We start from the raw sequence: 25,118 nt of genomic DNA, 5'->3' as shown, positions 1-25,118 counted from the left end.
AGGGCCGCCCCCTCTCCCTCTGGGAGAGGGCTGGGGTGAGGGTATGTGCCCTAGAACTCGTAAACCACGCTGTCCTGCGCGCCAGAAACGTGCAGGACCGTGCTCCCGTGCTCCCGCCGGTACATCTCCTTCCAGCGCTCCTTCAGGGACGTCAGGTCGAAACGCAACGTCTGGGTGATGAGCGCTCGACAGCCATCGTCATGCGCATCATGGAAGAGGACGAGCCACGCTTGAGTGGGGTTGGATTCAGCGAAGGCGCCCTCCCACGAGAGTCCGAAGTCGTGCTCCGCACAACCGCCTCCGTAGGAGACCTCCAGGAGCAGCAGGTCCCCCGAGAGGGAGAGGCCCGTGATGTCGACGGGATCCTTCGGCCCCCTGGGCGCCTCCCCTATCGTCAAGCGAATGACCTGCTCATCGTTCCCCCAGATGATGTCAGGCGACCGGGGGCCACACCCAGCCAGACACATCAGAACGACCACGGATGAAACCAGACGCAGCATGCGCCCTCCTGTTGAACCGAATCAGGGAGCAGGCCTGAGCAAGTCCGGGACCACCCTGCGTTCTCCGGGATATCCCTCGGAGGAACACCCCACGACGTTCGGCACCACACATCCGAGCCCCTCGAAAATTCGAGGAGCCTCTCGGAAAGCCGCCACCGTGGGGGGCCCGGTCAGAACGTGTAACGTGCGGTGGCCTGAGAGCCGGTGAAGCGCAGCTCGACGGCGCCGTGCTCGCTCTTGTTCTGCTCGCGCCAGCGCTGCTTCAACGGAGCGAGGTCGAAGCTCGCGGTCCGATTCAGCAGGGCCTCGCACATATCCCCGTGCGCGTCGTGGGCCAGGACGAGCTCCGCCTGCGCTCCACCCGCCGCCGACTTCTGGAAGCTGCCCGCCCAGAGAAGCTCGTACGTGTGCTGACCGCAGCCGCCCGAGTGCATCACCCTGGCCACCAGCGTGTCGCCCTGGACCTCGACGCTCTTGATGGCGACGTCGTCCTTGGGCGACGGAGAAGCGGTCACCCGCACGGCACTGGGAGTGGAGTCAGTGGCGACTGGGGACTGCTGCCCACCCGGGGGAGCCTCCACCGGCGTTTCCGCCGGAGTTTGCACAGGCGTTTCCGCGGGGCTCTCCACGGAGGGGGTGGGGGGGGTGTCACCGCCCCCGGTCGAAGACTTCGGCCCCGCACATCCGAGCAGGGCACAGAGAACGAAACCGCTCCAGATTGGCTTGCGCATATGCCTCCTGAGAAGCAGGAGGCTACATCCAACCGAGTTGCAATCGCGCAACATCCGACATGCGGCTCTGGTCCCAGGGCGGATCCCACACGAGCTGAACATCCGCCTCCTTCACCCCGGGCAGGTCCTGCACCTTGCGCCGCACGTCATCCACCAGCACGGGGCCCATGCCGCACCCCGGAGCCGTCACCGTCATCTGGATTTCCACCCGGTAACCGCCCTCGGGCAGCGGCGTGGGTTTGCACTGGTACACCAGCCCCAGCTCCACGATGTTCACCGGAATCTCCGGGTCATACACCGTGCGCAGCTGCTCCCAGACGCGCTCCTCGTCGAACGTGCCCTCGGCCGCCTGCGCCTGGGACGCCTCGGACTTGGGATTCTGCGCGAGGTAGTCAGCGCCCAGCACCTCCGCGTCCTTCTCGTCGATGCGCATGAGCTGCCCGTAGTCGCCCTGGACAGTCACGTTGCCGCCGAGCGTCTGGAGCACGCGCACTTCGGTGCCCGCGGGCACCATCACCCGCTCGCCGCTGGGAATCATCGTCACTTCACAGTCGCGCGCGAGCGGTGTCAGCAAGCCTCTCATCCGAACCTCCTCCCTACTCCGTCGAGACCGAGGAAGCCTGGCCCTCGAGCGCCGCGCGCAGCGCATGCCACGCCAGACTCGCGCACTTCACTCGGGACGGGAACGCATTCACCCCGGACAGCACCGCCAGCTTCCCCAGCGCCTCCATGTCCACACCGTCGGGGCCCTCCGTCACCAGCTTGTGGACCAGCTCGAAGAGCCGCTCGGCGTCCGCCCGGGACAGCTCCTTCACCGCGCCCGTCATCAGCGACGCCGAGGCCCGGGAGATGGCGCACCCCTGCCCTACGAAGCCCACGTCCTTGATGACGTCGCCCTCCATCCGCAGCGTCACCGTGAGCTGGTCGCCACAGAGCGGGTTGTAGCCATCCGCCTTCCGGTTGGCGCCCTCCACCTCGCGGAAGTTGCGCGGGCGCTTCCCATGCTCCAGCACCACCTCTTGGTAGAGGTCCTGCAACTCCGAGCTCATGCGAACACCTCCCGCACCTTGTGCAGCCCGCGAACCAACGCGTCGATGTCCTCGCGCGTGTTGTACATGGCCAGCGACGCACGCACGGTGGCCGCCACCCCGAAGCACGACAGCAGCGGCTGCGCGCAGTGGTGTCCCGCCCGGATGGCCACGCCCTCGCGATCCAGGATGGTGCCCACGTCGTGCGCGTGCACGTCCTCCATGATGAAGGACAACACTCCGGAGCGCTCGCGCCCCCGGCCCAACAGCTTCAAGCCCGGCACGCTCTCCAGCGCACGCGAGCCGTACTCCAGCAGCTCGCGGTCATGCGCCGAGATGGCATCCAGCCCCACCGCGTCGATGTAATCCATCGCCGCCGCCAACCCCACCGCGCCCGAGATGTCCGGCGTGCCCGCCTCCAAGCGGTACGGCAACCGGTTGTAGACCGTCTTCTCCATGGTGACGGTGAGGATCATGTCCCCACCGCCCTGCCAGGGCGGCATCGACTCCAGCACCGAGGCCTTGCCGTACAGCACGCCGATGCCCGTGGGCCCGAACATCTTGTGTCCGGAGAGCGCGTAGAAGTCGCAGTCCAGCTCCTGCACATCCACCCGGAAGTGCGCCAGCGCCTGCGCGCCATCCACCAGCACCGGCACGCCTCGAGCGTGGGCTCGCTTCACGATCTCCCGCACCGGATTGACCGTGCCCAGCGCGTTGGACACGTGCGTCACCGCGAGGATGCGCGTGCGCTCCGTCAGCAACGCGTCGAGCTGATCCATTCGCAGGTCACCCCGCTCGTCCACCGGCACCACCTTCAGCGTGGCGCCCACCTGCTGGCAGAGCATCTGCCAGGGGACGATGTCCGAGTGGTGCTCCATGGCGGTGATGAGCACCTCGTCACCCGGGCCTACCTTGCTGCGCCCGTACGTCTGCGCCACCAGGTTGACGGCCTCGGTGCAGCCGCGCACGAAGATGATCTCCTTCGTCTCGCGCGCGTTGATGAACCGGCGCACCCGCTCACGAGCACCTTCATAGGCCTGCGTGGCCCGCTCGGAGAGCGCATGCACGCCCCGGTGCACGTTGGCGTTGTCGTGCGTGTAGTAGCGCACCAGGGCGTCGATGACGGCCTGGGGCTTCTGCGTCGTCGCCGCGCTGTCCAGGTACACCAGCGGCCGGCCCCGCACCTCCTGGTGGAGGATGGGGAAGTCCGCGCGGATGCGCGCCACGTCGAAAGATGATCCGCTCATGCCCGTCCCTCCTTCGCGCCCGGGAGCTTGCGTGCCAGCAACTCCTCCACCTGGTCGCGCAGCGTCGCCAGTGGGACCGCGCCCACCACCTCGGTCGCGAAGGCGTGCGTCAGCAACGACTCCGCCTGCGCCCGGGGAATGCCTCGGGAGCGGAGATAGAAAAGCGCCTGCTCGTCCAGACGGCCCACTGTCGCGCCGTGCGCGCACTTCACGTCGTCCGCGAGGATCTCCAGCTGCGGCCGGGCATCCGCCATCGCCGCCTCCGAGAGGAGAAGGTTGCGGTTGGCCTGGCGCGCATCCGTCTGCTGCGCGTCCGGACGCACCAGCACCTTGCCGTGGAAGGTGCCACGCGCCTTGTCGTCCAACACGCCCTTGTACAGCTCGCGGCTGCTGCAACGCGGGTGCGCGTGGTCCAGGTTCGTCCAGTTGTCCAGGTGCTGCGTGCCGTGGCCCACGTACAGCCCATTCAGGGTGGCCTCGCCGCCCTCGGCGGAGAAGAGCGCGTGCACCTCATTGCGCGCGAGCGCCCCGCCCAGGGAAATGACATGCGAGGCGAAGCGGCTGTCCCGCCCCTGCTCCACGTGCAGGCTGCCAATGTGGTAGGCCGTCTCGGACTCGGCCTGCAGCTTGAGGTGCGTGAGCCGCGCCCCATCACCGAGCACCACCTCCGTCACCGCGTTGGTGAAGGAGACGCCCGGCGCCGCGCCCACGTAGCTCTCCACCAGCGTGAGCTCGCTGTTCTCCCCGGCCCGCACCACCACCCGGGGGCTCGCCAGCGCCACGTGGTTGTCCCCGCGCGTGAGGAAGAGGAGCTGCACGGGCTCGGGACACACCGTCCCGGGCTCCACCGACACCAGCGCGCCCTCCTCCAGCAGCGCCGCGTTGAGTGCGGTGAAGGCACTCGCCTCCGCGCGAGCTCGGCGGCCCACCAGCGACTCCAACTCCCCACCCTCTCGCAGCGCCTCGCGCAGGCTGCGCACCGTGAGGCCCTTGGGCAGGCCGTCCACCCGCGACAGCTCCCGGACGAACCAGCCGTCCACGAACACCAGCCGCGGCCCGCTGCCCGGCAGCGCAAGCCGAGCCACCGCCGCCTCCACGCCCGCCTCATGCACGGTGCGCACGGGGCTGAAGGCATGGCCGGAGATGGGGGCCACGTTCGTGTACTTCCAGTCCTCGTTCCTCGAGGTGGGGAAGCCCTGACGCGCGAGCTGCGCGATGCCGTCCTGCCGCAAGGCGCGCAGCCACGCGGGAGCGCCCGCGGCCCGCTCCGCCTGGAAGCGCTCGGCCAGGTCGAGGTAGTGCTGCAACCCCGCATCCGTCACGGCCGCGCCTCCTTGCCGCCCGCGCCTTGGCCCAGCCACGCGTAGCCCTTCTGCTCCAGCTCCAGCGCCAGCTCGCGCCCGCCCGTGCGGACGATGAGCCCGCCGGCCAGCACGGACACCTTGTCCGGCACCACGTACTCCAGCAGCCGCTGGTAGTGGGTGATGACGAGCATGCTCCGCTCCGGCGAGCGCAACGCGTTGATGCCCCCGGAGACGATGCGCAGCGCGTCGATGTCCAACCCCGAGTCCGTCTCGTCGAGGATGGCCAGCCGCGGCTCCAGCACCGCCATCTGGAAGATCTCATTGCGCTTCTTCTCGCCGCCGGAGAAGCCCTCGTTCACCGAGCGCTGCATGAAGGCCTGGTCGAGCTGCACCAGCTTGGACTTCTCGCGCGCGAGCTGGAGGAAGTCCATGGCGTCGAGCTCTTCCTTGCCCTCGGTGCGCCGCCGGGCGTTGAGCGCCGTGCGCAGGAAGTGCAGGTTGCCCACGCCCGGAATCTCCACCGGGTACTGGAAGGCCATGAAGACGCCCGCATGGGCGCGATCCTCCGGCTGCATGGCCAGCAGATCCTTGCCATCGAAGAGCACCTCGCCCTTCGTCACCTCGTACGTCTCGCGACCGGAGAGCACCTGCGACAGCGTGCTCTTGCCCGAGCCGTTGGGGCCCATGATGGCGTGCACCTCGCCGGGCATGAGCTCCAGGTTGATTCCCTTGAGGACCTCGCGACCCGCCACGCGCACGTGCAAGTCGTTGATGCTGAGCAGCGGCTTCATCCCACGCTTCCTTCCAGACTCACGCTGAGCAGCTTCTGCGCCTCCACGGCGAACTCCATGGGCAGCTCCTTGAAGACCTGCCGGCAGAAGCCATTCACAATCATCGACACGGCGTCTTCCTTCGAGATGCCTCGCTGCTGGCAGTAGAAGAGCTGGTCCTCGCCAATCTTGGACGTGGACGCCTCGTGCTCCACCTGCGACGAGGAGTTCTTCACCTCAATGTACGGCAGCGTATGGGCGCCGCACTTGCTCCCCAGCAGCAGCGAGTCGCACTGGGTGTAGTTGCGCGCGCCCTCGGCGCTCTTGAGCACCTTCACCAGGCCCCGGTAGGTGTTCTGCCCGTGGCCGGCGGAAATCCCCTTGGAGACGATGGTGCTCTTCGTGTTGCGGCCCAGGTGGATCATCTTCGTCCCCGTGTCCGCCTGCTGCCGGTGGTTGGCGAGCGCCACCGAGTAGAACTCGCCCACCGAGTCGTCGCCCTTGAGGATGACGCTCGGGTACTTCCAGGTGATGGCCGAGCCCGTCTCCACCTGCGTCCAGGAAATCTTGGAGCGGTTGTGGGCGATGCCACGCTTGGTGACGAAGTTGTAGATGCCACCCCGACCCTGCTCGTCACCGGGATACCAGTTCTGCACGGTGGAGTACTTGATGGTGGCCCCATCGAGCGCCACGAGCTCCACCACGGCGGCGTGCAGCTGGTTGGTGTCGCGCATGGGCGCGGTGCAGCCCTCGAGGTAGCTCACGTAGCTGCCCTCGTCGGCGACGATGAGGGTGCGCTCGAACTGGCCGGTGTTCTCCGCGTTGATGCGGAAGTAGGTGGACAGCTCCATGGGGCAGCGCACGCCCTTGGGCACATAGACGAACGAGCCGTCGCTGAACACCGCCGAGTTGAGCGCCGCGAAGAAGTTGTCCGAGTGCGGCACCACCGTACCCAGGTACTTCTTCACCAGCTCGGGGTGCTCGCGCACGGCCTCGGAGAAGGAGCAGAAGATGACGCCGGCCTTGGCCAGCTTGTCCTTGAAGGTGGTGGCCACGGACACCGAGTCGAACACGGCATCCACCGCCACGTTCTGCAGGCGCTTCTGCTCCTCGAGCGGGATGCCGAGCTTGGCGTAGGTCTTGAGGATCTCCGGATCCACCTGATCCAAGCTCTCGAGCTTCGGCTTCTGCTTGGGGGCCGAGTAATAGATGATGTCCTGGTAGTCGATGCGCGAGTACGCCACCTTCTGCCAGTCCGGCTCCTTGAGGGTGAGCCAGTGCCGGTAGGCGCGCAGACGCCACTCGAGCATGAAGTCGGGCTCGCCCTTCTTGGCGGAGATGAGGCGGATGACGTCCTCGTTGAGCCCCTTGGGGATGGACTCGGACTCCACCGCGGTGACGAAGCCGGCCTCGTACTGGCGCTTCGTGAGCTCTTGGATGGTCTGCGTGCTCATGATGGGACTCCTCTCGCGGTGGCCGGAGGGGCGGGGTTCTGGGTGGGAGCGGGCGGGCGAGCGGGAACTCCGAGGCCCACCAGGCGAGGCACCGGGGCACAGAGGTCCGCCAGCGTCAGCCGCCCAAGCGCGTCCTGGATGGTGCGGTTGATGATGCGCCAGTGGCCCCGCACCCGACACACCGTCTCCAGCTCACAGGAGCCAGCCGGCGGATGCGCACCATGCGCACCACACTCGGTGAGGGAAACAGGACCCTCGAGCGCGGCGATGATGTCGGTGAGGGGAATGCGCTCAGCGGGCTGGGCCAGGCCATAACCACCGCTCGCGCCCCGATGGGACACGAGCAGACCAGCGCCCTGGAGTCCCTTGAGCACCTTGCTCACCGAGGGCAAGGGCACACCGGTACCTGCCGCCAACTCCCTCGCGGTGCGCGTCTCATTCCCGGCGCGCGCCAGCTCGGTTAGCAGCACGATGCCGTAGTCGGTCATCTTGCTCATCCGGAGCATTCGGAATCTCTCCAACCTGGGGGCGCCCCCGACTTCCAGGGGCACCTGCGTCCTGGCTCTTTAAACAGGACTAAGTTGGTCCGCATTAAAAATCGTGCCAACACGCACTCGGCGAACGGGAAGCCCCCCGACTGGCCGTGTAGGCCCCCTCTCCCTCTGGGAGAGGGCTGGGGTGAGGGTATGCGGCTCCACCGGTGCACCCCGAGGCCCCACGGAACTGAGCAAGATGCCGAACAAGCCGAAGCCCGAGGGAGAGAAGTCCCTGTTGACGACCGAGCCCCCGCGCTAAGTCCCCGAGCCAGAGGAGAAAGCGCATGACGGAGATGAACTATCGGACGGCGCTGGTGACGGGGGCCTCCAGCGGCCTGGGGCGAGGACTGGCGCTGTGGTTCGGCAAGAAGGGCGTGAAGGTGTACGCCGCCGCGCGACGCCGCCCCCAGCTGGAGGCGCTCGCGAGGGAGGCGAGGGCGTCCGGGGCCAACATCGAGCCCGTGGAGCTAGATGTCTCCGAGGCGGAGACCACGCTCGAGCGCATCCGTGAGCTGGACGACGCCTGCGGCGGACTGGACCTGGTGGTAGCCAACGCGGGCGTGGGCGGAATGACGGACGGCCGGAACTTCCCGTGGGAGCACGCGAAGAAAGTCATCGACGTGAACGTCACCGGGGCCGTGGCCACCCTGTCCGCGGTGCTGCCGCGGATGGTGGAGCGCAACCGGGGGCACCTGGTGGGAGTCTCCAGCCTGGCGAGCTGCCGGGGCCTGCCGCAGAACGCGGCTTACTCAGCCTCCAAGGCCTTCCTCAACACCTTCCTGGAGAGCCTGCGGGTGGACCTGCACGGCACGCAGGTGCGCGTCACCTGCATCAAACCCGGCTTCGTGAAGACGGAGATGACGGCCAACATCCAGCACATGATGCCCTTCCTCCTGGAGGCGGAGCCCGCCGTGGAGTTCATGGCGCGGGCCATCGTGCGCGGGGAGGACGAGTACGGCTTCCCCTGGCCGATGGACCGAGCCGTGGGCCTGGCGAAGTTCGTGCCCAACGTCCTTTTCGACGCCGTCGCGAGCAAGGTGGTGCTCTGAGTCACCCTCCCCCGACGAGTTCGAATCCCGTCGGGGACACAACCTCCGCCCGAAAGGCTCGTGAAGGCCTGCAGTCACTCGCGCTTGAGAATCACTCCTTCGTCGCTGATGGCGTAACTCGCTCCAACATCGACAGGGCTCGGTGCAAGGCCGCAGCGCTCGTCTTCTTTCGGAGTGAAGTGGATGAAGGTTGCTCCTTCGCCTCGCTTAATCCAGGCGTCGTAGTTCTCAAGCCGTTGCAGGCATCGCGCCCATTCATCTGTATTCTTGGATGGCCCCGTGCCTGCCGGTCGGAAGTCGTCCATGGCAATCTGGAGAGCCTTGAGCTGCGGCCCGGAAACCGTTACCGCGTCCTTACCCCACTCCGGGAACTTGATGTGCTCTGCGACCTCTGGTGGAGAAACGGGCGCTTTTCGATGGACATGAATGCATCCGGGAAGAACACTCATCAGGAGGCCCAGGGCAACTCTTCTCTTCCATTCGCCCCCTTGAGCCTTGTGCTGATTCTGCGGGGCGCTCGGTGGGATTGCAATGCAAAACACAGTGGATTTTTTATTCGCCGCAGACATCGTCCGACACCTGCTTGATAGGGGAGAACTTTCCGCCTTGGAGTTGAAAGACTGTTCGAGCCTGAAAACCATACAGATAGACTTCACGCAGGTCAGCGCCGCCCGCGAGCGGGCGCTGGCCTCTGCTCCGTGCGAAACGCCGCGTCCAGGACGAAGGCGCGGACCTGGGTAGCACCTTGCGACAGCTCCCGGGCCTGGGCTTCGAGCAGTTGCCTGGCTCGCTCCACCGGCACAGCACCCTCCGACGGGTGCGGCATGGTCTCATTCCAGGCCGCGCAGGCATACCATCCCACCAAGTAGAGGCCTTGCTGACAGCTGTTCTCGGCCAGGTAGCGCTCCACGAGCTGCTCCCGCATCGCGCTCCACAGGCCCCTATTCCAGCAGCCCTTGACCTCGATGATGACGCTGAGGCGCTCCTCCTGGCCTTGAGGCGAGCGGGACATGGCATCCACCCGGATGTCGACACGCTGCCCGGCACGTGACCGCTCCGTGGCGCGGATCTCCACCTCGCGGTTCACAACCAGCCGTCTGTCCACCAGGTCCCTCTCGAGGTGGCGCTTCACCCAGTCCGACAGGTCGTTCTCTTCCTTGGGTTTGAAGCGGTCCTGCCCGTCCTGCCTCCACTCATTCCACAGGAAGCCGAGCGCCGGGGTCTCACCGTGCAGCTCCTCCTGGAGCCGGGCCAGCGACTCCAGGAGCACCTCGAGGAGCTGAGCGCCACTCTGGACGACGCGCGCCTGCCGTGAGTCCAGCAAGCGCAGGAGTTCCGAGGGCGGAGGCGGCCCCCATGCGCGCTCCCGCATGTTCTCCTGGGCTCGCACGAGCGCCACATGCACCAGGTCATTCCCCGGGAGTTCTCGGTTGAGCCGCTCGAGCGCCTTGCAGACCGCTGGGGAGCCAGAGTCCATCAGTGTGGTCCAAGCGGATGCCTGGAGGGTGTGGCAATCCCGGGAGTCGATCACCTGGAAGATGTCTCTGGGAACCCGGGCTCCCCCATGCCGCTCAATCCAGACATAGAGGTCCACGAGCTGCTCGGGCTCGAACAACCCGGCCATGATCGCGCCATCGCCACCAAGCCGGGCGACCTCATCCAACACGGCCCTCCCGAACTCCACATCCTGCTGGAGCAGGGGCCAGACGGTCCCCCAGGAGCCCGATGGATCCCTCATGAGCATGATGGCGGCCAGCGACACCCGCGGGTCGGGATCAACCGCCGAGGACAGCAGGGAAGCAGCGCGGCTCCTGGCCTCTGGCACTCCGTGGATGAGCAGCGCCCAGAGCAGCTTCTTGAGCTCCGCCATATCGAGCGAACGATCCTGGAGCCCGGCGAGGGCCTCCTGGAGCAGCAACTCGTTCTTCCAGGAGAAGTGCAATCCCCGGAGGAACGCGCTGAGTCCATAACCCCTCCTCCCCCGCGAGAGCAGCATCCGACTACTCCTGAACACCTCGACCGGGGCACTCTGGCTGGCCAGGGTAATCATCCGCCCCCGGAGCCGGCCCTCCTCCAGCTGTTGCCTCGGGTCCATCTGCGGGAGAGGAGCTGCGACAACAAGAGAGGTCCAGTGCCTCCAGACCGACTCGGGCAGGCACTCCAGCCCCCCGGGCTGAACCTGTCCGATGAGCATGAGCGCCCAGTAGGCACATGCGCTGTGCCAGTTGAACCGTGCCCCTTCCAACCAGGGCTCTCCAGACGGGCGACACCTGCTCAGGAAGACTCGCGCCGCGCCCACGATCCGCCCCTGCATCTCGGGGGCGAGCGCACTCCAGCGCCTGGATGTGGTCAGAAAGGCCGTCTCGCACGATTCATCATCGGGGAACAGCACGGTGACAAGGTCTGGCCAACGCAAGACATCGCCCGCCTCGATACGTTGGAGGAGCTGCTCGCACTCCTTCACGAACGGCGGCGCGTCGAGCGGCGCGGACGGCATGGGCGCGGAGGGGGGCCCGTCCTCCTCCTCCTCTTCCAACTCCCAGGAGAAGACCTGGGCAATGACGGCGTGGCGGCTCGAGGCCTGGACGAGGGCTTCGCGATGAGTCGGCTCGTTGGAGAAGACATCCCGGGCCAGACGTGCCCATCGCTCCTGCTCCTCCGGGGCAGCGGCCTGCTGCGCCCGTGTCAGCAAGGGCAGGAAGTCCTGCTCACGCAACAGCGGCGCACTCCTTCGACCCAACAGCAGCAAGTCATCGGGATGCTCCCGGCTGGCGGCGAGTCCATCGAGCACCTGCCAGCGACTGGCGTCCTCGCACTCCTTCCATCGCTCCTCGCTCACGACCTCGCGGGGGTGGCCCTTGAGCTTGACCCAGGCAGCGGCACAGAAAGCCTCCAACACTCCGGGAGCCCCCAGTTGGTCCAAGGCCCTGTCGAGCAGTTCCGTCCCCAGGGACGCGAATCGCGCATCCTCCAGGGTGTCAGCCCATTTCGTCCCCTGGGTCGCCCGCTCCACGAACCACCGGAGCGCCAGGGGGAGCTCGGCGGGCGGGAGCCGGACCATCAAGACCTCGGCCAGTCCAGACAACCTCTGGATGCGCTTCCCGCCCCCGGTGCTCAGGAGAGCGAAGAGTTGCTCGGTGGAGAGGCACTCCGGCCAGAGCATCGCCAGGGCGGCGGTCCGGAGGTGGCCCTCCGGGTCGTCATTCTCTCCGTCCAAGCCCAGTGGCAGGAAGCGCGCCTTCACCGCCGGCTCACCCAGCGTGCGCAAGACCTTCAGCGCCCGGCATCTGGCCTCCAGGGGCCGGGACTCGTCCAGCGCGACATCGGCACAGTCGGAGGCGAGCGACCGCTCCTGGCAGGCCGCGGCGAGATGCAGCACATGGCTCAGCACCCGCTCGGAGGACTGGGGATCGCGGAGAGAGCGGCGGAGCTGGGCTCCGAGCCGGGGGTGGGCGAGCTTGGGGTAGTGCGTCCAATACTCGCTCCCGCCCAATGACTTGCCCTGAGCCAGCGACTCCAACAGGGCTTCGACCAGGCGCTCGCGCAGTTGGGGACGACGGGTGAAGGCCTCGCTGCCCAGCAGCAACCAGGGCTCCATCTCCAGCAGGAGCTCGCAACAGCCGTCATCCTGGTAGGCAAGCCACGTCACCACCCCTTGAAGCTGGGGAAGAATGCTCCGGCTCGAGTCCTCCGGGTGGCTCAGAAGGCTGGTGAGCTGCTCCCGGGGCACCTCGCGCCGCTTCAGGAAAGCGGCGGCCAGGAACTCGGCGTACGTCCGATGGGCCCAGCTCACCCGGTGCGGTCCCGCTGCCCGGAAAAGCCCCGAGTCGAGCGTCTCGCTCAAGGCCTCGACCGTCACCGGGAGCGTCCGCCCATGGCCTACCCACTCCTCGCCCCCCACCAGTTCCTCCGGGGACGTGCTCCCGGGCCAGTCCTCGGTGGGAGGAAGCACCCAGAGCTCCTCCCGATTGGCCAGCAACATCAGCGCGGCAACGCGTGAGGCCACCGCCAGCCGCTCCTCTGGCCCCAGCTTGCCGCGCAGGCCCGAGTCCCGCCGCTCGGGATTGTTCTCCTGCGCCAGGGAGCGACAGCCCTCCCAATAGAGCTGCCACCGGTCCACGGGGAGGGGGCCACGCTTGAAGGCATCCAGCAGGAAGCGCAGGGTCACGGGGCGGGTGGCCAGCGCGGTGGCATCCCGGCGCTCGACTTCCTCGCAGAAGGCCTCTGGCTCGATCTGGCTGGCACGCGCGAGCGCCTGGACGTCACTCCTGCGCAGGGGCGCCAGCTCCACCCCGGCGAACGACTCCTCCGGCCAGAGCTCGTGCAGCCGCTTCTCGAGCGAGGGAGGCCAATGCGCGGGGCGACAGGCGATGAACAGGCGGAGCCGCTCGATGGGCAGCTTCTTCAGCTCGTGGATGAGCAGGTTGCTCAACGTGGTGATGCGCAGGTGGCACTCATCGAAGCTGTCGAGGACGACATAGAGCGCGTGGGAACCCTGCTTCCAGCGCTTGAGCGTCTCGTCTTCGAAGAGCGCCCTGAACAACCGGTCCTCGCTGCCGAAGGACTTGAGATCGAGCCACAGCAGCCCGGCACCGGTCCGCGCACAGTGCTGCTCGATGGCGGGCCGCTCCTGCTCCAGCGTCGTGGTCTTGCCCATCCCGGGTTCCCCGAGCAGGGCGACACAGCGCTTGCGCTCGAGCAGTTCCCCCAGCGTGGCCAATGACAGCTCCCCCTTCGGGAGCTGCTCCCCTGGCTCGGGAAGGTAGCCCTGCTTCAGCAGGATGGGATGGCCACGGGGGAGCCAGAATCGCTGCCACTGGATGATGGGGAGCGCCATACGTTGGACCGGCCTGGACGTCCTCCGCGCTCCAGGCTACACGCGGTGCACGCCCTATCATTGGAGCTGACTCCAAAGTCGACCCCGTCATTGCCCGAAGTGTCGATGCAGTAGGTGTGGAGAAATCCGTCTGGGTATGCATGGGCGTATAGATGCTGGCACATCCATGGTTGGTATTGCCCGCGTACGCATCCATAGGTTAGGAAGGCGACGCTTCCACGCCGGAAGCAAGCAAAAGAGGGCAGCCCATGAAGAACATCCTGAGTGCACTTGTAGCCGCGGCAGTCATTGGCCTTTTGTCCCCGCAAGAGGCGCCTGCCGGCAGCCCCGTAGACGAGCAGCCCGTCAACGCCTCCTTCGAGACCTCCTTGAACGCCTGCGAATACTATGAGCCCCCGCAGCGGGGCGTCTCGTGCTCGGAGGTCGAGCAGTATTGCGCCAATCAATATTTGTACAACTGCTGTTACGACAGCTGTGGCGGCGCGGCCTGCGCAATCCAAACCCAGCAGCAGTACGAGAGCTGCCTGTACTCGTATCGGTGCGGGTCTCGTCCGGGGCCGGAAGAGCCGCTGCCCTGCTAGTCCTAGGCAGTCGTGGCGCTGGAACCGAGGCCTGATTGCGTCAGGTCCGGAATGTTCCAGTGTCTCCCAGCACCTTCGTCTAATCCTAGACGGTATGCCCGGCAGTTTCTAAACAATTCTAAGAAATTGTCGGCGCAGAGAGACCAAGACAGATCCCATCCGCGCCCGGCTCACCAATTTCCGGTCGGGTCGAGTCCCCCAATTGGGCTCCGGCCCGACCGGAGGAGCTGTCATCGTGTCTCCCATGTGCAATGCGTATATTCCGAACAACGTCGACCTGACTTCATCCCCGTCCGTGGCGCGAGCGCTGACGCACTGGCAGTCGCGCTTCAAGGAGTGGTGGATGGAGCGGGGCCCCGCCGACTTCCAGTCGCACGAGGTCTACCTGCGCACGGCCGTCAGCGTGGAGCCCAATGGTTGGGCACACTACGACTATGTCCGGCTCCCGGAGTACCGCTGGGGGATCTTCCTGTCCCAGCCGGAGAGAAACCGGACCATCGGATTCGGAGATATGCGCGGACAACCGGTGTGGCAGGAGCCTCCAGAGGAGCACAGCGCGGCCCTGCGCTGGCTCATCGCGACGCAGGGAGACGCCGAGCCCGCCTCGGTGGAGCAGCAGCGGTTGCTGGGCCGCACGTGTCCCTCTCTGTATGACCTGCGCAACCTCCTCCAGGTGAACGTGGAAGAGGCCCGCCACCTCTGGGGGATGGTGTACCTGCTGATCCGCCACTTCGGCGCGGAGGGCAGGAACAACGCCGAGGAGTTGCTCGCCCGGAGCAGCGGCAGCCAGGAGCAGCCGCGCATCCTCGACGCATTCAATGTCCCTGTGGAGGACTGGCTGCACTTCTTCATGTACACGACCTTCACGGACCGGGTGGGTAAGATGCAGTTGCTCGCCGCCGCCGAGTCCGCGTTCGATCCGCTCTCCCGGACGGCCCACTTCATGGCCATCGAGGAGGCCCACCACCTGTTCGTCGGCGAGACGGGCGTGGCGCGAGTGCTCCGGCGCACGGCCGAGCTGATGAGACACTCACCCAACGGAAGTGCTCGAGAGCTGGGGGGAATCGAGCTCTCCGTCATCCAGAAGTACCTCAACCTCTGGTACTCACTGACGTTGGACTTGTTCGGCTCGGAGCTGTCCCGTAAGGCGGCCTCGGTCTTCAGCAGCGGCGTGAAGGGGCGTCCTCGCGAGGCGACGTTCGAGGACCACGATGGAACCGAGCGTCCCTATCGCATCGAGTCCTGGGATGCGGAGACCCGCACGTTCCGCTACCAGGACGTCCCCATGCGCTCGGCGATGAACGAGGTGCTGCGTGGGCTCTTCATCCAGGATTGCGAGCGCGTGGTGGAGCGCTGGAACCGCGTCCTCTCCGAAGCGGGCCTGAGCGAGCGGGTGCGGCTGCCGTCCCCTCGCTTCAACCGCCGCCAGGGTTTGCTGGCCACCGGCCACTTCTCGCCAGAAGGCACCCCGCTGACGGTGGAGGAGTGGGAGCGCCACGCGGCGGAGTGGTTGCCCACTGCTGAGGATCGCGCGGCCGTGAGCAGCGTGCAGGCTCGGGCTGTGATGGCGCGTGGTGAGATGGCGAACTGGATTGCGCCCCCCACCCGGGGCATCCAAGGCAAGCCGCTGGACTTCGCCTACGTCCGCGTGGAGGCCTGAGCCCGCAATTCAGCCCCATTCTGAAGGCGTACACCCAGGAGCGCGGGCAGCCGCCCTACCACCCGGTGATGATGACGCTGCTGCTCATGTACGCGTACGCGCGAGGCATTACGAGCAGCCGGGAGATAGAGCGGCGGTGCGAGACGGACATCGCCTTCCGTTTTCCACCGCCACCCATGGACACCCCGGTCACATACACCCGCTTCGGATCGACGCGGTATGTTTTCAGCGCATGCTGCAACATGCCGCCACTGTCGTTGATATCCCAGACACCCGTGGTTCGCGGACTCTGGGGTGACACCACGATGAAGCACTCGGTGCTTCCCGACGAGGTTGTGAAGCACATGTCGTTGTTGCCCGCGATCATGGCCGGGATCGGGTATTTGAGAAGCTTGTCGATTTCGGCTCCGTCGCTGGCGCCAGTGCCACTCCCCCCATGCAGGAACATCAAAATCGGGTAGGTCTTGCTACCATTCGTGGCGTAGTCGGCTGGAAGGTATTCCAGATAGGGAACGGTCGTCACCCCGTCGAGCGACATGAACGACTTCACCACCTGGCGCTCTGAAGGTGTGGTCGACGGGTCTGAAGACGATAGCGGCGCCGAGGACGGCGAATCCGGCGCGCGGTCTTCCTTGCCGAAGTCCACTTTCGTGGGCGCGTGCGGGTTGAAGTTGGCGAGCGCCCCATCGAACACGAAGCGGCCCGGCGCGGGCACGTGGTAGCGCTCGTACGCGGCCCGGGACTTCTCCTCGGTGAGCGTGTTGGTGAAGGCGTAGTGGAACTGCTCGTGGGTGAAGGGCACCGCGCGGTGGCGGTTCGCCGGGTTGCTAAGCACGGGGAACGTCGCCTTGATGGTGGTGAAGGGCAGGCGCAGCACGCCCTTCGTCGGCACGGAGTCGATGGCCACGCCCGCCGCGCCCAGCCCGCGGTCCAGCATCATCTGCGTCAGCGCGCCGCCGAACGAGTGGCCCATGATGATGGGCGGGCTCTCCAGGCCACGGATGATCGTCTCATAGTGGTGGGCGACGTGCTCGATGGTGAGCTTCTCGATGGGCGACGGGTCCTTCCGCAGCGCTTCGACTTCGACCTCCAGCCCTGGAGCGGCCCGACAGCAGCGCCGCGTCCAAGAACGCGTGCAGCCGACGCGGATACTCCTCGCTCAGTTGGAAAACGTGCTGCAGCCCAACACGCGCATCAGTCAGCGGTTCCGTTACAGCGCGTTACAGCGCAACTGCGCGGACGTTCCTGTCTTGACAGTGAGAACCTCGCGTGAGACGAGAATGCGAACTACTCGCGTTTTCATCCGGTGCAGACATCCATGTCACCCTCGTCGGACGCTTCACATTTCTCGGCGCGCCTCAGCACGGGCGACCGCCAGCGGACCGAAGCGGGCGCGGTCCGGTCTGGCGGGATTGCGGAGTGGCGAGTCCCTCGCATCTTCCGGGGAAGCCTCGGCCGTCATGCGGGACTGGGGCTCCAATTCCTCGTCCTCATCGCCGTGCTCGGCCTGGGCTTCGGAGCCCACGCGCAGCAGGCCGCGGGGGCCGCCCCCGCCACGGGACTCGAGCCGCCCACGCTCATGGAGTCGGTCGAGCCCGAGTACCCGGAGGAAGCCCGTGCGCAGCGCCTGGAGGGCGAGGTCGTCCTGCGGCTCAGCATCGATGCGGAGGGGCACGTCACCGACGCGGAGGTGACGGGGCCGCTCGGGAATGCCCTGGACGAAGCGGCACGCGAAGCCGCCCTCCGCCTGCGCTTCAACCCGGCGCGCCGAGACGGGCAGCCCATCGCTGCCCGCATCCTCTATCGCATGGAGTTCCGCCTGCCGCCCGTGCCAACCACGGGGAGCGTGTCCACGCAGGTGCTCGATGCGAGCGGCGCTCCGGGCGCGGCCATCGACGTCTCCCTGACGAGCCCGGACCAGGTGACGGCGCGCGCGGTGACGGACGCCGAGGGACGCGTGCGGTTCCAGGACCTCGCGCCGGGGTCCTTCCGGCTGCAGGCGTCCAGCCGCACGGGCACGGTGCAGGGAGACGTGGCCGTGGAGGCGGGGAGCGAGGCCCACCTGGAGCTCCGGCTCCCCGCCGAGCCCGAGCCCGCCGCACCCCAGCCCGTCGAGGTGACGGTGCGCGGCACGCCCTCCGAAGCACGCCAGCGGCAGGAGTCCGCCGAGGCGGTGCACGTGGTAGACCTGCGGCGGGCCCGCGGGCAGAGCTTCGACCTCGGTGAGGTCGTCGCGCGGACGCAGGGCGTGGCCGTGCGCCGCTCGGGCGGCCTGGGCAGCGGGGCGCGGTTCTCGCTCAACGGCCTCTACGACGACCAGATCCGCTTCTTCCTCGACGGTGTGCCGCTGGAGCTCGCGGGGTACACGTTCGGCTTCTCCAACGTGCCGGTGAACCTCATCGACCGCGTCGAGGTCTTCCGCGGCGTCGTGCCCATCCGCTTCGGGGCGGACGCGCTCGGCGGGGCCGTCAACCTCGTCACCGACCAGAGCCACCAGACGCGGCTGGGCGCGAGCTACCAGGTCGGCTCGTTCGGCACGCACCGGGTGACGCTCGACGGGCACTACCGCCATGATGCCAGCGGCTTCGTGGCCGGCGGCGCGGCCTTCTTTGATTCCGCCCGGAACGACTACGACATCAACGTCGAGGTGCCCGACGAGCAGGGGCGGCTGAGCGCCGTCTCCGTCCCGCGCTTCCATGACAGGTACGGCGCGTTCGGCGGCTCGGCGGAGGTGGGGTTCGTCGACAGGCCCTGGGCGCGCCAGCTCCTGCTCCGCGCGTTCGCGTCGACCTACGACAAGGAGCTCCAGCACAACCTCGTGATGACCGTCCCGTACGGCGAACCCACCTATGGCGAGACGGTCATCGGGGCCACCGCGCGGTACGAGCAGCCCCTCGCCTCCAACCTCGAGCTGTCGGTGCTCGGCAACTACGCGCGGCGCACCATCGACTTCGTCGACCGCGGCGAGTGGGTGTACGACTGGTTCGGCAACCGCGTTCGCGAGCGGTCCGAGCCGGGGGAAATCGAGACCGATGCGAGCGACCAGACCCTCTGGCAGGACAGCGGCCTGGGACGCGTGGCGCTGGAGTGGGCACCGCACGGCGAGCACGTGCTGCGCCTCGCGATGTCGCCCACGTACGTGAGCCGGACCGGCGACGAGAGACTCCAGCCCGACCCCGACGCCCGGGACCCGCTCACCGCGCAGCGCAAGCTCTTCACCTTCGTCAGCGGGCTCGAGTACGAGCTCAACGCGCTCCCGGTCTCCGACGCGTCGGACGTGCCCAAGGCGCGGCGGCGCGGCACCGACTACCTCGTCCAGAACAGCTTCTTCCTGAAGGCCTACGTCTACCACGCGTCCAGCGAGGAGGCGCTGCCCGGCGGCATCTTCCGCCCGCTCTCACAGGACACCCAGGCCTTCGGAATCGGCGATGGCCTCCGCGTCCGTCTCGCCGAGTGGCTTTACGTCAAGGCGTCGTACGAATACGCCACGCGCCTGCCGCGCCCCGACGAAGTTTTCGGCAACGGCGTGCTCGTCTCGCCAAGCCTCGAGCTCGAGCCCGAGGTGAGCCACAACGCCAACCTCGGTCCGCGGCTGGAGCTACGCCGCGCCGCGCTGGGTGAATTCACCGCCGACCTCAACGCCTTCTTCCGTGACAGCAGCCGCCTCATCGTCCTGCTCGGCAGCAATGACCGCTACTTCACCTACCAAAACGTCTACCGCGCCCGCGCCGTGGGCCTGGAGAGCGCCCTGGCATGGAGCTCCCCGGGGCGCCTGCTGAGCCTCGACGGCATGGTGACCTTCCAGGATGTCCGCAACGCGTCGAGCGACGGCACCTTCGGCGACTTCGAGGGTGACCGCATCCCGAACCGCCCCTGGCTCTTCGCGAGCTGGGGCGCGCGCGTCCGACTCCCGGGCATGCCCGGACGGAGCGACACGCTGGAGCCCTTCTATTCGGGCCGCTACGTCCACTCGTTCTACCGCGGCTGGGAGAGCCAGGGCCTGCGCGAGTTCAAGCAGGTCGTCGACGCGCAGCTCACGCACAACCTGGGCCTCTCGTGGAGCATGAACCGCGATGCGCGCCTGACCACCACCTTCGAGGTGCAGAACCTCACCGACGCGGCGGTCTACGACTTCTTCGGAGTGCAACGGCCCGGCCGGGCCCTCTTCCTGAAGGTGACGGGAGAGCTCTGACGAACAGCCAGCGAGCGCCACGCGTCCGGCGCTCGGGAAGAGGGACAGGAGAAACACCATGAAGCTGAGCAGGAAGTTCTGGGCCATGGGCGCGCTCGCGCTCGCGCTCACGGCGTGCAGCGACGACAAGCCCGACGAGGGTGGCACCGACACGCCCACGCCGGAGGGCAAGCGCTACGTGCTCGGGTCCGTGAGCATCGACGCGGATGGCAACCGCGTCAGCTACGCCCAGATTGTCACGAAGCTGGAAGGCCACTTCTCCAACGCCAAGGGCATCGAGGTGAACGGCAACGCCGTCTTCCTGGCGCACGGGAGCAACTTCTTCTACGGCCTCGCGGAGTCCCCGGTGTGGGTCCGCTACTCCACCGAGAACGGGTTCAAGGAGACCGGCCGGCTCAGCTTCCTGAACTACGGCATCAGCTACATGGACTTCGCGAACGTCATCGTGGATGACGACACCGCCGTCTCCGTGCTCACGCAGGCGTACGTGGCTGTCATCTGGAGCCCGAAGGAGATGGTCATCAAGGGGACCGTCGACCTGTCGTTCCTGCGGAAGGAGGGCTACTCGCTCGAGTCCTTCACGACGACGACGCACGACGGGCTCGTCTACATCCCCGGTAAGTGGGTGAACTGGACCACGGCCCAGATCGAGCAGACGGTGAGCATCATCATCCTCGACCCCAAGGCGATGAAGGTCGTCGGGGTCGCCGAGGACCACCGCTGCGGCGCCGGCGGGCGGGTGACGTTCGACTCGAAGGGCTACGCGTACGTCATGGGAGACGGCCGCAATCAGTCGATGCAGGTGTTCGCGGCGGCGGCCGGCAAGCCCTCGGTGCCCAACTGCCTGCTGCGCATTGCCCCCGGGACGACCGACTTCGAGGAGAACTGGTTCTACGAAATCCCGTCGCTCACGGGCGGGCTCGACTCGATGACGGAGCTGGAGCACGCCTCCATCACGGGCGGGGTCGGCTTCACGCTGATGACGTACGAGGACCGGATTCCCACCAACCTCGACCGGGTGAACTTCGAGCACTGGAGCGTACCCGCCTACAAGATGTGGCGAATCACCCTCGGTGACACGCCGAAGGCGGAAGAGGTCCAGGGCGCGAACTACTCGGTCGTCGGGTTCTCCGGCAGCGGCGTGGACGGCAAGTTCTACACCAGCGAGAGCGCGGACGGCGCGAAGTCGACGGTGTTCGAGCTCGACCCGGCCACCAACACCGCCGTCCAGAAGTTCACGATGGATGGCTACTTCTCCGGCCTGATGCCCATTGACTGACACACCGGTCCCGGTGACGGGGAGCGAGACATGATTGAAAGACTCACATATCTGATGGTGGGCTCGGGTGCCACGTGGGTGCTCTGGCTGCTCATCGCGCTGAGCCTCGTCTCGGTTGCGATTGCGCTCGAGCGCGCGTGGGTCTTCCGCCGCATCAACGGCCAGATGGACCAGCTCGTCCCCGAGCTCCGCAAGCTCCTCCGCGGCGAGGAGTACGAGCGTGCGCGGCAGCTCCTCGCGGGCGCGAACAGCGTCGAGTCACGCGTCGTGGCCGCGGGGCTCGCCGAGCTGGAGCAGGGCGCCGCGTCCGCCGAGGAGGCCATGGCGGCGGCGATGGGGCTCGAGCGCAAGCGCCTCGAGCGGCGTCTCCTGTTCCTCGGCACCGTCGGCAACAACGCACCGTTCGTGGGGCTCCTCGGCACGGTCATCGGCGTGGTCGGCGCGTTCGAGGCGCTCGGGCAGTCCCAGCCCGCGGCCGGCGCGGTGGCCGCGGCGAGCACCCTGGCGCCCGAGCGCATCATGGGTGCCATCGCCGAGGCGCTGGTGGCGACGGCGGTCGGCCTCGTGGTGGCGATTCCGGCCGTGGCGGCGTTCAACTACTTCCAGGGCCGCGTCACGGCGGCGCTCGCGGACGCCCAGACGCTCGGGCACGTGCTGCTGGCGCACCTTCGCGAGGAGTGAGTCATGGCCGGCTTCTCCTCCAACAAGCCGGACGCGCCGATTACGGGCATCAACGTGACGCCGCTCGTCGACATCACGCTGGTGCTCCTCATCATCTTCATGGTGACGGCGAAGATTGTCGTGTCGCGCGCGATGCCCATGGACCTGCCCAGGGCCGCGACGGGCGGCGAGGTGCAGCAGGTCTTCAGCGTCTCGCTGCGCGCGGACGGCACGACGTACGTGGACAGTCAGCCGGCTCCCCGTGACGAGCAGGTGCTGCAGCTCGCGCGCACCGCGCTCGCGGCCCACCCGGACCTGCGCGCCGTGGTGCAGGCCGAGGGCACCGTCCCGCACAGCCGCGTCATGCACGCGCTGGACATCCTCCGGCAGGCGGGCCTGTCCCGCATCGCCTTCGCGGTGGAACCGGGGCCGCCGGTGGAGGTTGCGCCTTGAAGGGCCGGGGCACGCGAGCGTCGATTCTCGATGGTGCACCGCGCAGCTCGCCAGGTCCGCTCGTCCTGGCGGGCGTCGGCGCGGCGCTCCTCCATGGCGCACTCGCCGTGGGCGCGAGCTTCGTGGGGCCCTCTCAGGGCGAGGCCGGGACGGCGAGGAGCGCGCCCGTGTCCCAGTGGGTGGAGGTCGAGCTCCCGCCCCTGCCCGCCCAGCCGGTGGCCCCTCCGCCACCCGCCGAGGAGCTGAAGGTGGAACCTGCCCACCCGAAGGCAGCGCCCATGGCGCGGGCCCTCGCTCCGCGCACGACGAACGCGCCGCCCCCCGCTGCCGCGCAGGCCGCGCAGGTGGCGACGGCGGCCCCCGAAGTCGTCGACTTTGGCGACACGTTCGTGGTGGGAAAGGGCTCGGCCTACGCCGGGGGAACGACCGAGTCCGGCGGCACTGCGACGCACGCCGTGCGCGACCCGAATGCGCGCGCGGGGGGCGTCGAAGGTGGCACCGGGACGGACCTTGCCGGGGACCGATCCCGGAGGCCGGCGCTCGCGGGTGGGGCCCGCTGGGATTGTCCGTTCCCGGCCGAAGCGGATGACGCGGGCATCGACCACGGCGTCGTCACCCTGCGCGTCGAGGTCGACGCCGAGGGCAGCGTGCTGTCGGCCACCGTGATGGAAGACCCGGGGCATGGCTTCGGGCGCGAAGCGCGGCGCTGTGCGCTGTCCAAGCGGTGGTCCCCCGGGCTCGATAGAGCCGGTCAGCCCACGCGTGAGGTTGCACTCGTGAAGGTGAGATTCGACCGATGAGCGCTCTTGCCCTGGCGGCAGAGCATGATTCGAGGAGGCAGTGATGCGCGCATTCTGGACCGTGGTTCACCGCTGGATGGGGCTCATCACCGCCGCCTTCCTGTTCGTGACGGGGCTCACCGGCGTGGTCATTTCGTGGGACCACGAGCTCGATGAGTGGCTCAATCCCCACCTGAACCGAGCGAGTGCGCAGGGGACTCCCCTCCCGGCGCTCGAGCTGGCCCGTCAGGTCGAGGCCCGCCATCCCGAGGTGCGTGTCACGTACATGCCAATGGCCGCGGAAGAGGGGAAGACGCTCGCGTTCAGCGTCGCTCCGCGCGTCAACCCGGCGACCGGAAGCCTCTACGAGCCGGGCTTCAATCAGGTATTCATCGACCCCGTCTCGGGCGAGGAGCTCGGCCGTCGCGAGTGGGGGGCGGTGTGGCCCATCACCCGGGAGACCGTGGTCTCCTTCCTCTACAAGATGCACTACACCCTGCACCTGCCGGCGATGTTCGGCACGGACCGCTGGGGGGTGTGGCTGCTCGGGGTCATCGCGCTCATCTGGACCTTCGACTGCTTCGTCGGCTTCTACCTCACGCTGCCGCTGCGTAAGCGCAAGCGTGAGCCCGCCGCCGAGCCGGCCGTGGAAGGGGACCGGCCCCAGGCTTCGGGACGCAGCTTCTGGCAGCTCTGGAAGCCCGCGTGGAAGGTGAACTGGAGCGCCGGACGCTACCGGCTGAACTTCGACCTGCACCGGGCCTTCGGCCTCTGGACGTGGGTGCTGCTCTTCATCCTGGCGTTCACCGCGTTCTCGATGAACCTCTACCGCGAGGTCTTCATCCCGGTGATGTCGGTTGTCTCGAAGCTGACGCCCTCGCCGTTCGATACGCGCGCGCTGTCGGCACTGCCGATTGAGCCCAAGACGGGCTACGCGGAGGCAATTGCGATTGCGGAGCGCGAGGCCCGGCGCCGCGGCTGGACGGAGCCCGTCGGGTTCCTGTTCCACTCCGAGTACCAGGGCATCTACGCCGTCGCGTTCTTCCATCCCGAGGACGGGCATGGCGCGGGGGGCGTGGGCCATCGCCAGCTCTACCTCGACACCCAGGATGCCCGCCTCCTCGGCGACCGTCAGCCCTGGAAGGGCACGGCGGCGGACGTCTTCGTGCAGGCCCAGTTCCCGCTGCACTCGGGCCGCATCCTCGGGTTGCCCGGGCGCATCCTCATCTCGCTGATGGGCCTGGTGGTGGCCATGCTCAGCGTCACGGGCGTCATCATCTGGTGGAAGAAGCGCACGGGGCGTGTCCGCTCCGCGCGTCGGAGCCCTGCGCGGGCGGAAGACCTGCCCGCCGCCAGTGCCCCGGTGATGCACTCCATCGAGCCTCGGGGGAGCGCGCAGGAGTCCGCTCAGTGAGCGCCGAGCTTCCGGCGCTTCGCGCTGCAGGATGAGCACCGTCCCGACAGCTCCATGACGTGCTCGTCGAGCTCGAAGCCGTAGCGTTCCGCGATTTCCCGCTGGAGCGCTTCGAGCGCCTCGGACTGGAACTCGACGACCTTGCCGCAGACGGAGCACACGAGGTGGTCATGATGCTCCTGCTCGAATGCCGCCTCGTAGAGCTGGCGCTCTCCCCGGGAGACGAGCGCCGGCTGGATGATTCTGGCCTCGAGCAAGAGGGGCACGGCCCGGTAGATGGTGGCCATGTGCGCGCCGGCCACGCCCCGGCTGTGGAGCACCTGCACGAGGTCTTCCACGGAGAAGTGCCCGTCGTAGGTGAGGGCCGCCCGGACGATGGCCTCCCGCACCGAGCTCATGTTCTGGGACTTGGCGCGCAGGGCGACCCGGAACGCCTCGACCGCCCGCGAGATGACGTCTTCCCCCATTGGCACTTTGCGAGCTACTCGCATCTTCCTACTGTGCCAACGTTGCAGGGCCGTGGCAACCCGAGCAGGCGAGGGGCCTGCCAGACCCATGCGGACGATGTGGCTGCTGGAGCCCATCCAGCTGGCTCGTACCGAAGCATCACTGTGGAGTTGGACGCGACGGAGCCGCCGCTCCCG

Annotated in this window: 21 protein-coding genes and 2 pseudogenes; 10 read left to right on the top strand and 13 right to left on the bottom strand. The window is 67.6% G+C overall.

Annotated features, from left to right (window positions below):
* Positions 1-50: 50 nt before the first annotated feature.
* The 9 genes from F0U60_RS10425 to F0U60_RS10385 all read right to left on the bottom strand — a co-directional run bounded on the left by F0U60_RS10425 (position 51) and on the right by F0U60_RS10385 (position 7,540).
* A complete protein-coding gene (locus F0U60_RS10425; RefSeq protein ID WP_395817396.1) occupies positions 51-500 on the bottom strand; it encodes a hypothetical protein in 450 nt (149 codons plus the stop codon).
* Positions 501-670: 170 nt separating this feature from the next.
* Positions 671-1,105 (bottom strand): hypothetical protein, encoded by a 435-nt coding sequence (locus F0U60_RS10420; protein ID WP_395817393.1) that lies wholly within the window; start codon positions 1,103-1,105, stop codon positions 671-673.
* 148 nt (positions 1,106-1,253) lie between these two features.
* Positions 1,254-1,814 carry a putative Fe-S cluster assembly protein SufT gene (sufT, locus tag F0U60_RS10415; RefSeq protein ID WP_395817391.1) on the bottom strand — a complete coding sequence of 187 codons (561 nt, stop codon included), beginning with the start codon at positions 1,812-1,814 and terminating at the stop codon, positions 1,254-1,256.
* Positions 1,815-1,827: 13 nt separating this feature from the next.
* Positions 1,828-2,280, bottom strand: a complete 453-nt coding sequence (sufU, locus tag F0U60_RS10410; protein WP_395817388.1) for a Fe-S cluster assembly sulfur transfer protein SufU — start codon at positions 2,278-2,280, stop codon at positions 1,828-1,830.
* Complete coding sequence (locus F0U60_RS10405) at positions 2,277-3,506, bottom strand: SufS family cysteine desulfurase (RefSeq protein ID WP_395817385.1); 1,230 nt, start codon at positions 3,504-3,506, stop codon at positions 2,277-2,279. The genes sufU and F0U60_RS10405 overlap by 4 nt, the downstream gene beginning before the upstream one ends.
* Positions 3,503-4,828 carry a Fe-S cluster assembly protein SufD gene (gene sufD / locus F0U60_RS10400; protein ID WP_395817382.1) on the bottom strand — a complete coding sequence of 442 codons (1,326 nt, stop codon included), beginning with the start codon at positions 4,826-4,828 and terminating at the stop codon, positions 3,503-3,505. Before sufD ends, F0U60_RS10405 begins: the two co-directional genes overlap by 4 nt.
* Positions 4,825-5,601: a Fe-S cluster assembly ATPase SufC gene (gene sufC, locus F0U60_RS10395; protein ID WP_203411362.1), complete on the bottom strand. Its 777-nt coding sequence runs from the start codon at positions 5,599-5,601 to the stop codon at positions 4,825-4,827. The genes sufD and sufC overlap by 4 nt, the downstream gene beginning before the upstream one ends.
* Positions 5,598-7,034, bottom strand: coding sequence for a Fe-S cluster assembly protein SufB (sufB, locus tag F0U60_RS10390; protein WP_395817379.1), 1,437 nt, complete (start codon positions 7,032-7,034; stop codon positions 5,598-5,600). Before sufB ends, sufC begins: the two co-directional genes overlap by 4 nt.
* Positions 7,031-7,540 carry an SUF system Fe-S cluster assembly regulator gene (locus F0U60_RS10385; protein WP_395817377.1) on the bottom strand — a complete coding sequence of 170 codons (510 nt, stop codon included), beginning with the start codon at positions 7,538-7,540 and terminating at the stop codon, positions 7,031-7,033. Before F0U60_RS10385 ends, sufB begins: the two co-directional genes overlap by 4 nt.
* Before the next feature lie 314 nt (positions 7,541-7,854).
* Here F0U60_RS10385 and F0U60_RS10380 point away from each other — a divergent pair, with 314 nt between their 5' ends.
* Entirely contained in the window at positions 7,855-8,619 is a 765-nt protein-coding gene (locus tag F0U60_RS10380; protein WP_395817375.1) for an SDR family NAD(P)-dependent oxidoreductase, read from the top strand.
* A 74-nt stretch (positions 8,620-8,693) separates the two neighbouring features.
* Here the strand turns inward: F0U60_RS10380 and F0U60_RS10375 are convergent, their stop codons facing one another.
* The gene (locus tag F0U60_RS10375) at positions 8,694-9,188 is read right to left on the bottom strand and encodes a hypothetical protein (protein ID WP_395817372.1); all 495 of its coding nucleotides are present in this window, start codon (positions 9,186-9,188) and stop codon (positions 8,694-8,696) included.
* Between the two features lie 92 nt (positions 9,189-9,280).
* On the bottom strand, positions 9,281-13,456 hold the full coding sequence (locus F0U60_RS10370) for an NACHT domain-containing protein (RefSeq protein ID WP_395817369.1): 4,176 nt from the start codon (positions 13,454-13,456) through the stop codon (positions 9,281-9,283).
* A gap of 248 nt (positions 13,457-13,704) precedes the next feature.
* Between F0U60_RS10370 and F0U60_RS10365 the strand changes: the two genes are divergently transcribed.
* The 3 genes and pseudogenes from F0U60_RS10365 to F0U60_RS10355 all read left to right on the top strand — a co-directional run.
* Complete coding sequence (locus tag F0U60_RS10365) at positions 13,705-14,037, top strand: hypothetical protein (protein ID WP_395817366.1); 333 nt, start codon at positions 13,705-13,707, stop codon at positions 14,035-14,037.
* A 244-nt stretch (positions 14,038-14,281) separates the two neighbouring features.
* Complete coding sequence (gene boxB, locus F0U60_RS10360) at positions 14,282-15,697, top strand: benzoyl-CoA 2,3-epoxidase subunit BoxB (protein ID WP_395825163.1); 1,416 nt, start codon at positions 14,282-14,284, stop codon at positions 15,695-15,697.
* Positions 15,698-15,708: 11 nt separating this feature from the next.
* Positions 15,709-15,840, top strand: a pseudogene (locus tag F0U60_RS10355) (transposase); the annotation flags it as partial.
* Between the two features lie 491 nt (positions 15,841-16,331).
* Here the strand turns inward: F0U60_RS10355 and F0U60_RS10350 are convergent.
* Positions 16,332-16,733, bottom strand: a pseudogene (locus F0U60_RS10350) (alpha/beta fold hydrolase); the annotation flags it as partial.
* A gap of 282 nt (positions 16,734-17,015) precedes the next feature.
* On the opposite strand from F0U60_RS10350, the gene mxcH reads away from it, so the two are divergent.
* The 6 genes from mxcH to F0U60_RS10320 are packed head-to-tail and all read left to right on the top strand — an operon-like array spanning position 17,016 to position 24,474.
* Complete coding sequence (gene mxcH, locus F0U60_RS10345) at positions 17,016-19,889, top strand: TonB-dependent siderophore myxochelin receptor MxcH (RefSeq protein ID WP_395817364.1); 2,874 nt, start codon at positions 17,016-17,018, stop codon at positions 19,887-19,889.
* A 58-nt stretch (positions 19,890-19,947) separates the two neighbouring features.
* Entirely contained in the window at positions 19,948-21,168 is a 1,221-nt protein-coding gene (locus F0U60_RS10340; RefSeq protein ID WP_395817361.1) for a hypothetical protein, read from the top strand.
* Between the two features lie 30 nt (positions 21,169-21,198).
* Positions 21,199-21,849, top strand: a complete 651-nt coding sequence (locus tag F0U60_RS10335; RefSeq protein ID WP_395817359.1) for a MotA/TolQ/ExbB proton channel family protein — start codon at positions 21,199-21,201, stop codon at positions 21,847-21,849.
* Positions 21,850-21,852: 3 nt separating this feature from the next.
* The gene (locus F0U60_RS10330; protein ID WP_395817355.1) at positions 21,853-22,281 is read left to right on the top strand and encodes an ExbD/TolR family protein; all 429 of its coding nucleotides are present in this window, start codon (positions 21,853-21,855) and stop codon (positions 22,279-22,281) included.
* Positions 22,278-23,081, top strand: coding sequence for an energy transducer TonB (locus F0U60_RS10325; protein WP_395817352.1), 804 nt, complete (start codon positions 22,278-22,280; stop codon positions 23,079-23,081). Before F0U60_RS10330 ends, F0U60_RS10325 begins: the two co-directional genes overlap by 4 nt.
* Before the next feature lie 43 nt (positions 23,082-23,124).
* Positions 23,125-24,474, top strand: coding sequence for a PepSY-associated TM helix domain-containing protein (locus tag F0U60_RS10320; RefSeq protein ID WP_395817349.1), 1,350 nt, complete (start codon positions 23,125-23,127; stop codon positions 24,472-24,474).
* Here the strand turns inward: F0U60_RS10320 and F0U60_RS10315 are convergent.
* Entirely contained in the window at positions 24,468-24,941 is a 474-nt protein-coding gene (locus tag F0U60_RS10315; protein WP_395825160.1) for a Fur family transcriptional regulator, read from the bottom strand. The genes F0U60_RS10320 and F0U60_RS10315 overlap by 7 nt on opposite strands.
* Positions 24,942-25,118: the final 177 nt, after the last annotated feature.

The sequence above is a fragment of the Archangium minus genome (assembly GCF_044360475.1).
GTDB lineage: Bacteria > Myxococcota > Myxococcia > Myxococcales > Myxococcaceae > Archangium > Archangium minus.
This window is presented reverse-complemented; position numbering and strand designations above follow the sequence as displayed.